The organism is Pseudomonas sp. B707 (genome assembly GCF_022496685.1).
GTDB lineage: Bacteria > Pseudomonadota > Gammaproteobacteria > Pseudomonadales > Pseudomonadaceae > Aquipseudomonas > Aquipseudomonas paraglycinae.
Genome location: NZ_WTVE01000029.1, coordinates 156,327 through 172,284 on the forward strand (window position 1 = coordinate 156,327; position 15,958 = coordinate 172,284).

Genomic DNA, 15,958 nt, shown 5'->3' on the forward strand with positions numbered 1-15,958 from the left:
GTTGAGCGACAAAACGGTTTTTCCTGACCTTTAAGTCAGAAAACCATTGACCGAAAAGTCAGACCTGCTAAATTCGGCTCAAGTCGCTCAACAACAATAATGAGTCTGCGAGGCCTTCCGTGATCCAGTTTTTACTTAACCAGGAACTCCGTAGCGAGCACGCCCTGGACCCGAACCTGACTGTGCTCAACTACCTGCGCGAACACGTGGGTAAATCCGGCACCAAAGAAGGCTGCGCCAGCGGTGACTGCGGCGCCTGTACGGTGGTGGTCGGCGAGTTGCAGACGGATGACGATGGCCGCGAGCACATTCGCTATCGCAGCCTCAACTCGTGCCTGACGTTCGTTTCGTCGCTGCACGGCAAGCAATTGATCAGCGTCGAAGACCTCAAGCACAAGGGCGAACTGCACAGCGTGCAGAAAGCCATGGTCGAGTGCCACGGTTCGCAGTGCGGTTTCTGCACCCCCGGTTTCGTGATGTCGCTGTTCGCCCTGCAAAAGAACAGCGATGCACCGGATCAGGCCAAGGCCCACGAAGCGCTGGCGGGCAATCTCTGCCGCTGCACCGGCTACCGGCCGATCCTGGCCGCCGCCGAACAATCCTGCTGCGCCAAGCAACCGGACCAGTTCGACGCCCGTGAAGCCGAAACCATCTCCCGCCTCAAAGCCATTGCCCCGACGTCGATCGGCGAACTCAACAGCGGCGACAAACGCTGCCTGGTGCCGCTGACCGTGGCCGATCTGGCCGATCTCTACGACGCTTATCCACAGGCCCGCCTGCTGGCTGGCGGCACTGATCTGGCGCTGGAAGTCACTCAGTTCCACCGCACGCTGCCGGTGATGATCTACGTCGGCAACGTCGCCGAAATGAAGCGCATCGAGCACTTCGATGACCGCATCGAAATCGGCGCCGCCACCGCCCTCTCCGACTGCTACGAAGCGCTGAACGCCGAGTACCCGGACTTCGGCGAACTGCTGCACCGCTTCGCCTCGCTGCAGATCCGCAACCAGGGCACCCTCGGCGGCAACATCGGCAACGCCTCGCCGATCGGTGACTCGCCACCGCTGCTGATTGCCCTCGGCGCGCAGATCGTGCTGTGCAAGGGCGAGACCCGCCGCACGCTGGCCCTCGAGGATTACTTCATCGATTACCGGGTTACCGCACGTCAGGAAAGCGAGTTCATCGAGAAAATCATCGTGCCGCGCGCCACGGCCGAGCAGCGCTTCCGCGCCTACAAAGTCTCCAAGCGTCTGGACGACGACATCTCTGCCGTCTGCGCCGCGTTCAACCTGCGCGTCGAAAACGGCGTGATCACCGACGTCCGCGTCGCCTTCGGCGGCATGGCCGCAATCCCGAAACGCGCCGCTCATTGCGAAGCCGTGCTGCTCGGTCAGCCGTTCAACAACGCTGTGGTCGAACGCGCCTGCACCGCGCTGGGCGAGGATTTCACCCCGCTCTCGGACTTCCGCGCCAGCAAGGAATACCGCCTGCTCAGCGCGCAGAACCTGCTGCGTAAATACTTCATCGAACTGCAAACACCGCACATCGAGACTCGGGTGACCGCTTATGTCTAACCATCACGGCGTAGAGAAAACTCAAGCTGAACTGGCTGAATTGTTCGCCAAGGACCTGACCACCGGCGTCGGCCGCAGCGTCAAGCACGACAGCGCCGCCAAGCATGTATCCGGTGAAGCGCAGTACATCGATGACCGGCTCGAATTCCCCAACCAGTTGCACGTTTACGCACGGCTGTCGGATCGCGCCCACGCGAAAATCATCAGCATCGACACCAAGCCCTGCTACGCCTTCGAAGGCGTGCGTATCGCCATCACCCACGAAGACGTACCGGGTCTGAAAGACATTGGCCCGTTGATGCCGGGCGATCCGCTGCTGGCTATCGATGACGTGCAGTTCGTCGGTCAACCGGTGCTGGCCGTGGCCGCAAAAGATCTGGAAACCGCACGCAAGGCCGCCATGGCCGCGATCATTGAATACGAAGATCTGGAGCCGGTGCTGGACGTGGTCGAAGCCCTGCGCAAACGCCACTTCGTGCTCGACAGCCACACCCATCAGCGCGGCGATTCGACCACGGCTCTGGCCACGGCCGAACACCGGATTCAAGGCACGCTGCACATCGGCGGCCAGGAACACTTCTATCTGGAGACGCAGATATCCTCGGTTATGCCGACCGAAGACGGCGGCATGATCGTCTACTGCTCGACCCAGAACCCCACCGAAGTGCAGAAACTGGTGGCCGAAGTTCTCGACGTGTCGATGAACAAGATCGTGGTCGACATGCGCCGCATGGGCGGTGGTTTCGGCGGCAAGGAAACCCAGGCCGCCAGCCCGGCGTGCCTGTGCGCCGTGATTGCGCACCTCACCGGCCAGCCGACCAAGATGCGCCTGCCACGGGTCGAAGACATGCTGATGACCGGCAAGCGTCACCCGTTCTACGTCGAGTACGACGTCGGCTTCGACAGCACCGGGCGCCTGCACGGCATCGCGATGGATCTGGCCGGTAACTGCGGCTGCTCGCCTGACCTGTCGGCCTCGATCGTTGACCGGGCGATGTTCCACTCGGACAACTCGTACTACCTGGGCGATGCGACCATCAACGGTCATCGCTGCAAGACCAACACCGCGTCGAACACCGCGTACCGTGGTTTCGGCGGCCCGCAAGGAATGGTCGCGATCGAAGAAGTGATGGACGCCATCGCCCGTCACCTGAACCTCGATCCGCTGGCCGTGCGCAAGGCCAACTACTACGGCAAGACCGAGCGCAACGTCACCCACTACTACCAGACCGTCGAACACAACATGCTCGAGGAGATGACCGCTGAACTGGAAGAAAGCAGCCAGTACGCCGAGCGCCGCGAAGCGATCCGTCGCTACAACGCCAACAGCCCGATCCTGAAAAAAGGCCTGGCGCTGACCCCGGTGAAATTCGGCATTTCCTTCACCGCCAGCTTCCTCAACCAGGCAGGTGCCTTGGTACACGTCTACACCGACGGCAGCATCCACCTGAACCATGGCGGCACGGAAATGGGCCAGGGTCTGAACACCAAAGTCGCGCAAGTCGTGGCCGAAGTGTTCCAGGTGGAAATGGACCGCGTGCAGATCACTGCGACCAATACCGACAAGGTGCCGAACACCTCGCCGACCGCGGCCTCCAGCGGCGCCGACCTCAACGGCAAAGCGGCGCAGAACGCTGCCGAGACAATCAAGCGGCGTCTGGTCGAATTCGCAGCCCGCCACTACAAGGTCAGCGAAGAAGACGTGGAATTCCACAACGGCCACGTACGGGTGCGTGACCACATCCTGACCTTCGAAGCGCTGATCCAGCTGGCGTATTTCAACCAGGTTTCGCTGTCGAGCACCGGGTTCTACAAGACCCCGAAAATCTACTACGACCGCAGCCAGGCCCGTGGCCGGCCGTTCTACTACTTCGCCTTCGGCGCGGCGTGCTGCGAAGTGATCGTCGACACCCTGACCGGCGAGTACAAAATGCTGCGTACCGACATCCTCCACGACGTCGGCGCCTCTCTGAACCCGGCCATCGACATCGGTCAGGTCGAGGGTGGCTTCGTCCAGGGCATGGGCTGGCTGACCATGGAAGAGCTGGTGTGGAACAACAAGGGCAAGCTGATGACCAACGGCCCGGCCAGCTACAAGATCCCGGCCGTGGCGGACATGCCGCTGGACCTGCGGGTGAAACTGGTGGAAAACCGCAAGAACCCGGAAGACACGGTGTTCCACTCCAAGGCTGTGGGTGAGCCGCCTTTCATGCTCGGCATCGCCGCGTGGTGCGCGATCAAGGATGCGGTGGCCAGCCTTGGCGACTACAAGCATCAGCCGAAGATCGACGCGCCGGCGACCCCGGAGCGGGTGTTGTGGGGTTGCGAGCAAATGCGCCAGCTCAAGGCGGTGAAAGCCGTCGAAGCTGAAACCGAGGTCGTTTGATGATCGTTCCCACGCTCTGCGTGGGAATGCAGCCGGCGACGCTCTGCGTCGCATCCTGAACAGCGGACGCGGAGCGTCCAGTGATGCATTCCCACGCGACGGTTCGACGCCTCGACGTGGGAACGATCTGAGAGGTGAGATATGTACAACTGGATCGACGCCCTCGCCGACCTGCAGAACCAGGGCGAACCCTGTGTTCTGGTGACGATCATCGAAGAGCTCGGCTCGACGCCGCGCAATGCCGGCTCGAAGATGGTCGTCAGCGCCCGCCAGACGTTCGACACCATCGGTGGCGGGCACCTGGAATACAAAGCCATGCAGATCGCGCGCGAGATGCTCGCCAGCGGCAAGCAGGACACCCATCTGGAGCGCTTCAGCCTCGGCGCCAGCCTCGGCCAGTGCTGCGGCGGCGCCACGGTGCTGCTGTTCGAACCGATGGGCCAGGTGCAGGCGCAGATCGCCGTGTTCGGCGCCGGTCATGTCGGTCGCGCGCTGGTACCCTTGCTCGCCAGCCTGCCCTGCCGGGTGCGCTGGATCGATTCCCGGGAAGAGGAATTCCCCGAGCAGATTCCCCACGGCGTGCGCAAAATCGTCGCCGAGGAGCCTGTGGATGAAATCGACGACCTGCCCGCCGGCAGCTACTGCATCGTCATGACCCACAATCATCAACTGGATCTGGAACTCACCGCCGCGATCCTCAAGCGCAACGACTTCACCTGGTTCGGCCTGATCGGCTCGAAAACCAAACGGGCGAAGTTCGAACACCGTTTGCGTGACCGTGGTTTCGACGCCAGCGTCGTGCAACGCATGCGCTGCCCGATGGGCATCGGCGAAGTCAAAGGCAAGTTGCCTGTGGAAATCGCCATCTCCATCGCCGGCGAAATCATCGCCACCTATAACGCCAATTTCGGCCAGCACACCGCCAGTGCCGAACCGATTGCCAAACTGCTGCCGGTTTCGCGCCGCAGTCAGGCCGCCACACTCAAAGCCTCAAACTGATTAGAGAACCCTCATGCCTCTGACTCGCAAAGCCTACCGCGCCGCCATCCTGCACAGCATCGCCGACCCTGCCGAGGTCGGCATCGAAGCCTCCTACGAGTATTTCGAGGACGGCCTGCTGGTGGTCGATGACGGCAAGATCAGCGCCCTCGGCCACGCCAGCGAACTGCTGCCGACCCTGCCGGCGGACATCGAGATCGTTCATCACAAGGATGCGCTGATCACCCCGGGCTTCATCGACACCCACATCCACCTGCCGCAAACCGGCATGGTCGGCGCCTACGGCGAGCAACTGCTGGACTGGCTGAACACCTACACCTTCCCGTGCGAAAGCCAGTTCGCCGACAAGGCCCACGCCGATGAAGTGGCGGACATTTTCATCAAGGAACTGCTGCGCAACGGCACCACTACCGCGCTGGTGTTCGGCAGCGTGCACCCGCAATCGGTGAACTCGTTCTTCGAAGCGGCCGAGAAGCTGGACCTGCGGATGATCGCCGGCAAGGTGATGATGGACCGCAACGCGCCGGACTACCTGACCGACACGCCGGAATCGAGCTACGTCGACAGCAAGGCGCTGATCGAGCGCTGGCACGGCAAGGGTCGTCTGCACTATGCGGTCACCCCGCGCTTCGCCCCGACCAGCACCCCGGAACAGCTGACCCTCGCCGGCCAGTTGCTCAGCGAATACCCGGATCTGTACATGCAGACCCACATCAGCGAAAACCTCAAGGAAGTCGAGTGGGTCAAGGAGCTGTTCCCGGAGCGCAAAGGCTATCTGGACGTCTACGATCACTACCAGTTGCTCGGCGAGCGTTCGGTGTTCGCCCATGGCGTGCACCTGTGCGATGACGAATGCGCCCGCCTGGCGGAGACCGGTTCGGCGGTTGCGTTCTGCCCGACCTCGAACTTCTTCCTCGGCAGCGGCCTGTTCAACCTGCCGATGGCCGAGAAGCACAAACTGAACGTCGGCCTCGGGACTGACGTCGGCGGCGGCACCAGTTTCTCGCTGCTGCAAACCCTGAACGAAGCCTACAAGGTGATGCAACTGCAAGGCGCACGCCTGAGCCCGTTCAAATCGCTATACCTCGCTACCCTCGGCGGCGCGCGGGCACTGCGTCTGGAAGACAGGATCGGCAACCTGCAACCAGGCTCCGACGCCGACTTCCTGGTGCTGGACTACAACGCCACGCCGCTGCTGAGCTACCGCTTGAAGCAGGCCAACAACATTGCCGAGACGCTGTTCGTACTGATGACCCTGGGCGATGACCGTACTGTGGCCCAGACCTACGCGGCAGGCGCGCTGGTACACCAGCGCTAACTGATTGCTCGATCGTTCCCACGCTCTGCGTGGGAATGCAGCCCGTGACGCTCCGCGTCACTGGACGCGGAGCGTCCCCAGAGGCATTCCCACGCAGAGCGTGGGAACGATCAGACGGACAAAAAAAATCCCCCGGTACTTTGCAGTCCGGGGGATTTTTGTTGCCTGTCGATTCGCCTCAGAGCTTGACCGCCGGCCGCCCCGGCTTCTTGGTCTGCAACAGGTGCGAGAACACTGCATGCAGATCGTCCGAAGCGCTTTCCTCGTCGAGGTTGAGCTTGCTGTCGATGTGATCCATGTGATGCATCATCAGGTCCACCGCCAGCTCGCCGTTGCGCGCTTCGATGGCATCGATCAACTGGGTGTGTTCGTCGTAGGAACAGTGCGAGCGGTTGCCGCTTTCATATTGGGCAATGATCAGCGACGTCTGCGAAACCAGGCTGCGCTGGAAGCTGATCAACGGCGCGTTCTTCGCCGCTTCGGCCAGTTTCAGGTGGAATTCACCCGAGAGACGGATGCCGGCACCGCGATCGCCACGGGAGAAGCTGTCGCGCTCGTCGTTGACCATCTGGCGCAGTTCGGCGATCTGCTCGGCGGTGGCGTGTTGCACCGCCAGCTCGGTGATCGCGCGTTCCACCAGACGTCGGGCGAGGAACACCTGACGCGCCTCTTCAACGCTCGGGCTGGCAACGACTGCGCCACGGTTCGGCCGCAACAGCACCACGCCTTCATGGGCCAGACGCGAGAGCGCGCGGCGAATGATGGTGCGGCTGACCCCGAAAATTTCCCCCAGCGCTTCTTCGCTCAACTTGGTGCCGGGCGCCAGGCGCTGTTCGAGGATGGCCTCGAAGATATGCGCATAGACAATATCGTCCTGGGTTCCGCTGCGGCCGGCTTTGCCTGCTCGCGGTTGTTTCTTGAGGGGTTGCAACTGTTCGTTCATGGGCACTCGAGTCGGGAAGAACGGCGGCGAATTGACCGTGACTGTAATACGGCACAGTGGGTCGCTGGCAAGTATCGCGTAAAAAACAGCGCGATTGTACACAATGGAAGGTGGCAACACGACTGTACGGCTGTTTGTGGCTTCGGCTGTATTGCAACGCTCCGTTACGTTTGAGTTTAGGCTTAAACCCGAAATCCGTGGTTTGAACAAGGAACGCCGCTGTCATGAACGAAATTACCCACACCCGACTGCGCCCGCTAGCGGACACATCGCCCTCCGCCATCGTCGCCGGGTTCATCGCGATGATGACCGGCTACACCAGTTCGCTGGTGCTGATGTTCCAGGCAGGGCAAGCGGCGGGCCTGACCAGCGGGCAGATTTCGTCGTGGATCTGGGCGATCTCCATCGGCATGGCGGTGTGTTCGATCGGCCTGTCGCTGCGCTATCGCACGCCGATCACCATTGCCTGGTCGACGCCCGGCGCGGCGCTGCTGATCACCAGTCTTGGCGGCGTGAGCTACGGCGAAGCCATCGGTGCCTACATTACCTGCGCGGTGCTGGTGACGATTTGCGGCCTGACCGGCAGCTTCGAACGGCTGGTGAAAAAGATCCCGGCCTCCCTCGCCGCCGCGCTGCTGGCGGGGATTCTGTTCAAGATTGGCAGCGAAATCTTCGTCGCCGCGCAACACCGCACCGGTCTGGTGCTGGGCATGTTCTTCACTTATCTCATCGTCAAACGCCTGTCGCCACGCTATGCGGTGCTTGCCGCGCTGCTGATCGGCACCGCACTGTCGGGTTTCATGGGGCTGCTGGACTTCAGCGGCTTTCATCTGGAAGTGGCGACACCGGTCTGGACCACGCCGCACTTTTCCCTGGCCGCGACCATCAGCATCGGCATTCCGCTGTTTGTGGTAGCGATGACCTCGCAGAACATGCCCGGCATCGCCGTGCTGCGGGCTGATGGTTACAACGTCCCGGCCTCGCCGCTGATCACCACCACCGGCATCGCGTCCTTGCTGCTGGCGCCGTTCGGCTCTCACGGCATCAATCTGGCGGCCATCAGCGCGGCGATCTGCACCGGACCGCATGCCCATGAGGATCGCAACAAACGCTACACCGCTGCGGTGTGGTGCGGGATTTTCTACGGGATTGCCGGGGTGTTCGGCGCCACGCTGGCGGCGCTGTTCGCCGCGCTGCCGAAGGAATTGGTGCTGTCGATTGCCGCACTGGCGCTTTTCGGCTCGATCATCAACGGCTTGAGCATCGCCATGACCGAGGTGAAGGAACGGGAAGCGGCGCTGATCACTTTCATGGTCACGGCGTCGGGGCTGACGCTGTTTTCCATCGGTTCGGCGTTCTGGGGGATTGTCGCGGGGGTGTTGACCTTGCTGATCCTCAACTGGCGCAAGGCTTGAGGCCTGGTTAAAAAGCAGGCATAAAAAAACGGCGACCCTCAGGTCGCCGTTTTTTTCAGTATCACTTAGCCGGGTTGATCGGCTTTTCCGGATACCAAACGTCCAGCAGCGGGCTCATTTCAGTAGAAGTCAGCTCGGAGCGGGTTTTCAGCCAGGCTTCAACAGCAGCGCGCTGCTCTTCGGAGACCGAACCACGCTTCTGCAGGCAAACCAGACCGAAGTCGTCGCCGCCGACATAGCCCAGACCGTTGGCTTCCATGGCTTCTTTGATGAATGCTTCGAGGAAAGCGTCAATGGCTTCTTCGGACAGGTCTTCTTTGAAGCCCAGGTTCAGTTCGAAACCCAGCTCTTGAAATTCATCGACGCACAGTTTTTTGCGCAGACGCTGGGAACGGTTAGTCGCCATTGGAACAATCCTCTTAAGTAATAACGGCCGGCACTTTACCAGTTTAAGCCGGCGATTGCCCGACTCTCTGGGACGTGCGTGCGACCGCCTGTAAAAAAATAACGAATTGGCGCCCTTGCGAAAGGCACAAGCTGTTACACCTTGGGGCATAATGCCGACACTTTCATGACCACTGAGGGCCTTTTCATCCATGTCCTCGTCTTTTTTCCCCTCGGCTGTAGGGTTTTATTTCATATGATCAAATCGTTGCGTCCTCTGCTCCTGGCCGGTCTTCTTCTGCCGCTGGCCCTGCCCGTCTCCGCTGCCACCATCAACACCGCCCTGACCCCCAACGTCGAAAAAGCCCTCAAGGCCAGCAAGCTGCAGCCCACCGCCCTGTCGCTGGTGATGGTGCCGCTGGACGGCCCGGGCACGCCGACCGTGTACAACGCCGACGTCTCGGTCAACCCGGCCTCGACCATGAAGCTGGTCACCACGTACGCGGCGCTGGAAATGCTCGGCCCCAACCATCAGTGGAAAACCGAGTTCTACACCGACGGCGACCTGAACGGCGGGATCCTCAACGGCAACCTCTACCTCAAGGGTGGCGGCGATCCGAAGCTGAACATGGAAAAACTCTGGCTGCTGATGCGCGACCTGCGTGCCAACGGCGTGACCCAGGTCACCGGTGATCTGGTATTGGATCGCAGCTTCTTCGTGCAGCCACAACTGCCGGAATTCAACGATGACGGCAACGACGAGAACAAACCGTTCCTGGTCAAGCCGGATTCACTCCTGGTCAACCTCAAGGCCCTGCGTTTCGTGGCCCGCAACGACAATGGTCGGGTGTTGATCTCGGTTGAACCGCCGATTGCCAGCATCAACATCGAGAACACCGTCAAGGCGCTCAACTCCAAACAATGCACCGGCGGCGTGCGCTACAACCCGGTGCCGCAAGCCGATGGCAGCGTGACCGTGACCGTGGCCGGCCAGTTGGGCGAGGGCTGCAGCTCGCAGACTTACCTGTCGCTGCTTGACCACGCGACCTACACCGCTGGCGCCGTACGTGCGATCTGGAAGGAACTGGGCGGCAGCATCCAGGGCAAGGATCGTCTGGCCCCGACCCCGAGCAGCGCCAAAGTGCTGGCCCGCGCGTTTTCGCCGGATCTGGCGGAAATCATCCGCGACATCAACAAGTACAGTAACAACACCATGGCTCAGCAGCTGTTCCTGAGCCTGGGCCAGAAATTCCGCAACGACGCCGACGGCGATGACGCCAAGGCCGCGCAACGCGTGGTGCGTCAGTGGCTGGCGAAGAAAGGCATCACCGCGCCGCACCTGGTGATGGAGAACGGCTCCGGTCTGTCGCGCTCCGAGCGAGTCAGTGCCCGTGAAATGGCCAGCATGCTGCAAGCGGCCTGGCACAGCCCGTACGCCGCCGAGTACATCAGCTCGCTGCCGATTGCCGGCACCGACGGCACCATGCGCAAACGCCTGAAGACTACCGCGATGCGCGGCGAAGCCCACGTCAAGACCGGCACCCTGAACACCGTACGGGCGATTGCCGGCTTCAGCCGCGACGTCAACGGCAACACCTGGGCGGTGGTGGCGATCCTCAACGACAAGGCCCCGTTCGGCGCGTCGTCGGTGCTGGATCAGGTGCTGCTGGATCTCTACAAACAGCCGCGGACGCCGCAGACCGCTTCGGTTCTGTAATCCTGTAAATGATTGCTCCCACGTCGAGGCGTCGAACCGTCCGCGTGGGAACACAGCCCGTGACGCTCTGCGTCACTGGACGCGGAGCGTCCCCGGAGGCATTCCCACGCAGAGCGTGGGAACGATCAGGTGGCAGAGGGGCTCAGTTCATCTGCCGCTCGACCCGATCCCGTCCGCCCTGCTTCGCCGCATAGACCCCGGAATCCGCCCGCAGCAACAGCGCGTCCGCGCCCTCTCCCGGTCGCCAGCTGGCAATCCCGAAACTGGCCGTCACCACCCCCACCACGTCGATCGGCGCACTGCGCAGGCTGTGCCATAACTCCTCGGCCAGCATGTGGGCGTGATCGCCGTCGATGTCCGGGCACAGCACCATGAACTCTTCGCCGCCCAACCGGCAGAACACGTCGGTACGCCGCAGCCGGTGACCGATGCGTTCGCAGACCGCCTGCAACACGCGGTCGCCCACCGCGTGACCGTACTGATCGTTGATCCGCTTGAAGTGGTCGATGTCGAGCATGATCACCGACAACTCGCCGCCCCCACGCTCGACCCGGGCCATTTCGGTGGTCAAGCGCTCCTGGAAATAGCGGCGATTGTGAATGCCTGTCAGGGAATCGGTCACCGACAGTGCGCGCAGTTCTTCTTCGACGCGCTTCAAGTCGGAGATGTCAGAGATATAACCGTGCCACAGCACGCCGCCGCCCGGCAGTTCCTCCGGGGTCGCCTCACCGCGAACCCAGCGCAGACCGCGCCCGGGTAACTGCACGCGGTATTCCTCGCGCCACGGGCTGAGGTTGTCCGCCGAGGCACGGATCGACTTGCGCACGCGGCTGACGTCCTGCGGATGGATGCGGGTGAAGATCGCTTCGGCGTTGAGCAGCAGCACATCCGGCTCCAGCTCGTAGATCTCGCGGATGCCGTCGCTGGCGTAGATCACGCTGAAGCGCCCGTCGAACTCCATTTTGAATTGATAGATCCCGCCGGGCACGTGGGCGCTGAGCTTCTTCAACAGCACGTCCCGCGCGGCCAGCGCTTCGTGCACGCGCTTGCGCTCGGTGATGTCGATGCAGATCGCCAGGTGCCCGACCCACAGCCCCTGCTCGTCCAGCACCGGCGTGGCCAGCATGTTCACTGGAATGTGGCTGCCGTCCTTGCGCACCAGCGTCCACTCGCGCGCCTCGTGCCCGCCCACTTCCCCGCCCTCCACCAGCATCGCCTGACAGGTCGGAATGGTCTTGCCATAACGGGCGCTGAGCTCCGCCGCGCGGGCCACCAGTTCCCGGGGAAAGTGCAGATTTTCCAGGGTCATGTGGCCGACCACTTCGCTGCTGAGATAACCGAGCATCTGCTCGGCACCGGGGTTGAAGGTGTTGATCACCCCGCGCAGGTCAGTGGCGATGATTGCAACCTGGGTCGCCGCGTTGAGCACCCCGCGCAACTGGCCGTGGGTGCCGCGCAGTTCCTGTTCGCGCTCATGCAGCTCCTGGGTGCGCAATTCGACCATGCGCAACGCACGCTGACGCTGACTGACCAGCACATAAAGCAGCGCGCTCAGCAGCAGACTGAGCAATCCGCCCAGCACCACCACGCTGCCAACCGACGAATGGTTGGCCTGCATGAACGCTTCGCTCGGCAGGATATCCACCTGATAGTCGTGATCGGCCATGCGCACCAACCGGGTAGCGGACAGATCGCTCGGCGCCGGTTCATTGGTCGATTCGAACAGCACTTCATGCTGATCGTTGGTAGACAGATCGAGGATGCGAACCGACAGATAGTCATGGAACGCATCCGGCAAACCGTCCGCCAGCAGCTGACGCATGCTTATGACAGCCATCACGTAGCCGTATGATCTGGGCTCGCCTTCGCGCAACACCGGTGCCACCAGCAATACGCCGCGGGCGTAAGCCGGCTCGATACCGACCAGATGCATCGGCTGCGACACTGCCAGACTGCGAAGCTGGTCGGCGCGCTCCAGTGTCGTGCGGCGCAACGGTTGTGCAAGCAGGTCGTACCCCAACGGTGAGCCGAGCCGGCTCTGGGTCTGGCTGTACAACACCACCACGTATTCATCGCGGGCGGAGGCCAGTTGCAGTTCGCCGCGCGCATTGAGTTCGCGCACGCTGAAGGTGCTCAGGCCCTCATCTCGCACGCGCTGCTCGAAGGCGGCACGTTCGGCACCGCTCACCCGCAAGGCAAACGAATAAGCCTGGGTGCGCAGCAATAGAGGATGGGTGTAACCGTCGAACTCGGCGCGGGACACCGATTCGGAGTTGGCGAAGAACCGGCGCAGGCCGTCGAGGCGTTGCTCCTGATCCTGAAAACGCTCTTCGATGCGGCTGTAGCGCTCGTTGGCCAGCAGCTGAAAGCGTTGGCGCAACTGGCTGTGAAACTGATTGAGGGTGCCCCAGGCGAGCAGCCCCGTGAGAATTCCGCCGGCGAGCAATACCAGCACCCCGACCAGCCAGGCCGAGACGTCTTCGCTGATAAAACCCAATATCTTCGGGCGCACGGGGTGCAACGACATAAAAGCCACTCACTACGTCAGCATCTGCGGGAAAAACCCCATCGGCCGTGTGTGAGTTATAGCTATTAGCCACTAATTTGGCTAGCTCTGAACGGATCCAAGAGCCTTTAAAAATCAAGGCTCTGTGGATCCAATTTTGCAGAGCGTCAACGAGCCGTGATTTTCCAGGCGCGGTGGATCTTGCCGTTACGGGCGAAATCCGGGTCGATGGTGCTGGCGGTGATTTCCTCGACCGCGTAGCGCTCGGCCAGGTTGTCTTCAAGCTGGAACTTGCGGAAGTTGTTGGAGAAGTACAACACCCCACCGCTCGCCAGTCGGGCCATGGCCAAGTCGATCAACTGCACCTGGTCACGCTGCACGTCGAAGATGCCTTCCATGCGCTTGGAGTTGGAGAACGTCGGCGGATCGATGAAGATCAGGTCGTATTCGTCGCGGGAATTCTCCAGCCACGCCATTACATCGCCCTGCTCCAGACGGTTCTTGTCGGAGAAGCCGTTGAGCGACAGGTTGCGGCGCGCCCAGTCGAGGTAGGTTTTCGACAAGTCGACGCTGGTGGTGCTGCGCGCGCCGCCCTTGGCCGCGTGCACACTGGCGGTCGCGGTGTAGCAGAACAGGTTGAGGAAGCGCTTGCCGGCGGCCTCTTTCTGGATCCGCATGCGCATTGGCCGGTGGTCGAGGAACAGCCCGGTGTCGAGGTAGTCGGTGAGGTTGACCAGCAACTTCACACCGCCCTCGGTCACTTCATTGAACTTGCCCTGAGCCGCCTGACGCTCGTACTGCTTGGTGCCGCTCTGACGCTCGCGGCGCTTGACCACCACGCGGCTCTTTTCGATGTTCAGCGCCTGCGGGATGGCCGCCAGCGCATCGAACATGCGGATCGAGGCTTTTTCCGGGTCGATCGACTTCGGCGCGGCGTATTCCTGAACGTGCACCCAGTCGTGGTACAGGTCGATGGCCATGGCATATTCCGGCATGTCCGCATCGTAGACGCGGTAGCAATCGATGCCTTCGCGCTTGACCCACTTGCTCATGGCCTTGAGGTTCTTCTGCAGGCGGTTGGCAAACATTTGCCCGCCTTCACTCAGGCGCGGTTGCTCGATCACTGGCGCCGGGGCCGGCGTCGGTTTGATCGGATTGCCGTTCTTGTTGAACTTGCGCTCTTGCGGCTCATCCGGCGTCTGATCGTAGGCGGCTTGCTCGCGTTCGGCCTGACGTTGCTCCGGGGTGCGACGCTCGCCGGTGACGAACTGATCCGGCAAGACTTTGATCAACAGCAGCTTGCACGGCAGCGCGCCGTTCCAGAACGAATACTGCTTGTGGCTGCGGATGCCCATGCGCTTGCCCAGGTCCGGCGCGCCGGTGAACACCGCCGCTTCCCAGTTCAGGCAGGCCTGACGCAGACGCTCGCCAAGGTTCTGGTAGAGGTACAACAGGCTGGCTTCATCACCCAGACGCTCGCCGTACGGCGGGTTGCAGATGACCAGGCCTTTCTGGTTCTGGTCCGGACGCGGCTCGAAGGTCGCCACTTCGCCCTGATAGATCTTGATCCACTCGCTCAGGCCGGCGCGTTCGACGTTGTTGCGGCCCGGCTGAATCAGGCGTGGGTCGGCTTCATAACCACGAATCCACAGCGGCGGCTTGGCCAGACCGGCAGCGGCGCGCTCGACCGCTTCTTCATGCAGCTTTTTCCACAGCGCCGGCACGTGGCCGAGCCAGGCGGTGAAGCCCCACTGCTCGCGACGCAGGTTCGGCGCCATGTCGGCGGCGATCATGCCGGCTTCGACCAGGAACGTGCCGACACCGCACATCGGGTCAGCCAGCGCGCCACCTTCGGCGGCGATGCGCGGCCAGCCGGACCGGATCAGGATCGCGGCCGCGAGGTTTTCCTTCAGCGGCGCGGCGCCCTGCTGCAAGCGATAGCCGCGCTGGTGCAGGCTGTGGCCGGAAAGGTCGAGGGACAGAATCGCTTCGCCGCGATCCAGGCGCAGGTGAATGCGCAGATCCGGGTTGAGCTTGTCGATGCTTGGGCGGTCGCCCTGCGGGGTGCGCAGTTTGTCGACGATGGCGTCCTTGACCTTCAGGGCGCCGAAGTGGGTGTTGTCGATGCCCGAACCGTGGCCGCTGAATTCCACGGCCAGGGTGCCGTCGGCCAGCATGTGATCCTGCCAGTCGACGTCGAGTACACCGTGGTACAGGTCTTCGGCGTTTTTCATCGGGAAACGCTTGAGCACCAGCAGCACCCGGTTGGCCAGACGCGACCAGAGGCACAGGCGATAAGCGGTTTCCATGGTCGCCATGCCACGCACGGCGGAGGTGTGTTCGCGGGCCTCTTCAAGGCCAAGCCCGACGGCTTCCTCGATGAGCAGGCCTTCAAGGCCTTTGGGGCAAGTGAGGAAGAGTTCGAAACGGTCGGACATGGTTTTTCCAGAGCCTTTGGCTAATGAACCGGCAACGCATTGCCGATCCGGTTTTCAATCAGGCGCTTTTCTACAAGAGCGCCCGCGTGGCACGAAGGTGTGCCGTTCCATCCCCGCTGCTCGGGTTAAAAGAGCTTAGATGCCGGGACAGATAAAAAAGTTGAAGCAACAAAATGACTCAAAGCAACCCTTCGTCGAATAGTACCCCAGCGTAAACGTGGGTCATTCTCACTAAAGGATTAACCTCATCATCCAGCGCGGGGCCGATCATACCGGGG

At 62.0% G+C, this 15,958-nt stretch carries 10 protein-coding genes; 6 read left to right on the forward strand and 4 right to left on the reverse strand.

Annotation, left to right across the window (positions count from 1 at the left end; genetic code table 11):
* Positions 1-119 precede the first annotated feature (119 nt).
* From xdhA to guaD, 4 genes are all read left to right on the forward strand, one after another.
* Positions 120-1,574: a xanthine dehydrogenase small subunit gene (gene xdhA, locus GQX66_RS18370; protein WP_240870346.1), complete on the forward strand. Its 1,455-nt coding sequence runs from the start codon at positions 120-122 to the stop codon at positions 1,572-1,574.
* Entirely contained in the window at positions 1,567-3,960 is a 2,394-nt protein-coding gene (xdhB, locus tag GQX66_RS18375) for a xanthine dehydrogenase molybdopterin binding subunit (protein ID WP_240870348.1), read from the forward strand. Before xdhA ends, xdhB begins: the two co-directional genes overlap by 8 nt.
* Positions 3,961-4,101: 141 nt before the next feature.
* Positions 4,102-4,959, forward strand: coding sequence for a xanthine dehydrogenase accessory protein XdhC (gene xdhC / locus GQX66_RS18380; protein WP_007952025.1), 858 nt, complete (start codon positions 4,102-4,104; stop codon positions 4,957-4,959).
* Between the two features lie 13 nt (positions 4,960-4,972).
* Entirely contained in the window at positions 4,973-6,277 is a 1,305-nt protein-coding gene (gene guaD, locus GQX66_RS18385; RefSeq protein WP_240870355.1) for a guanine deaminase, read from the forward strand.
* A gap of 178 nt (positions 6,278-6,455) precedes the next feature.
* Here guaD and GQX66_RS18390 read toward each other — a convergent pair whose 3' ends face one another.
* Entirely contained in the window at positions 6,456-7,220 is a 765-nt protein-coding gene (locus GQX66_RS18390; RefSeq protein WP_007952027.1) for a GntR family transcriptional regulator, read from the reverse strand.
* 224 nt (positions 7,221-7,444) lie between these two features.
* Between GQX66_RS18390 and GQX66_RS18395 the strand changes: the two genes are divergently transcribed.
* Positions 7,445-8,635 (forward strand): benzoate/H(+) symporter BenE family transporter, encoded by a 1,191-nt coding sequence (locus GQX66_RS18395; RefSeq protein WP_240870357.1) that lies wholly within the window; start codon positions 7,445-7,447, stop codon positions 8,633-8,635.
* Between the two features lie 61 nt (positions 8,636-8,696).
* On the opposite strand, the gene GQX66_RS18400 is transcribed toward GQX66_RS18395, so the two are convergent.
* Positions 8,697-9,041 (reverse strand): YggL family protein, encoded by a 345-nt coding sequence (locus GQX66_RS18400; protein WP_134020592.1) that lies wholly within the window; start codon positions 9,039-9,041, stop codon positions 8,697-8,699.
* 234 nt (positions 9,042-9,275) lie between these two features.
* On the opposite strand from GQX66_RS18400, the gene dacB reads away from it, so the two are divergent.
* Positions 9,276-10,736 carry a D-alanyl-D-alanine carboxypeptidase/D-alanyl-D-alanine-endopeptidase gene (gene dacB, locus GQX66_RS18405; RefSeq protein ID WP_007952030.1) on the forward strand — a complete coding sequence of 487 codons (1,461 nt, stop codon included), beginning with the start codon at positions 9,276-9,278 and terminating at the stop codon, positions 10,734-10,736.
* A 142-nt stretch (positions 10,737-10,878) separates the two neighbouring features.
* Here dacB and GQX66_RS18410 read toward each other — a convergent pair whose 3' ends face one another.
* Both GQX66_RS18410 and rlmKL read right to left on the reverse strand, forming a co-directional pair.
* Positions 10,879-13,263, reverse strand: coding sequence for a diguanylate cyclase (locus GQX66_RS18410; RefSeq protein ID WP_085747902.1), 2,385 nt, complete (start codon positions 13,261-13,263; stop codon positions 10,879-10,881).
* Between the two features lie 146 nt (positions 13,264-13,409).
* Complete coding sequence (gene rlmKL, locus GQX66_RS18415) at positions 13,410-15,680, reverse strand: bifunctional 23S rRNA (guanine(2069)-N(7))-methyltransferase RlmK/23S rRNA (guanine(2445)-N(2))-methyltransferase RlmL (RefSeq protein ID WP_240870359.1); 2,271 nt, start codon at positions 15,678-15,680, stop codon at positions 13,410-13,412.
* Positions 15,681-15,958: the final 278 nt, after the last annotated feature.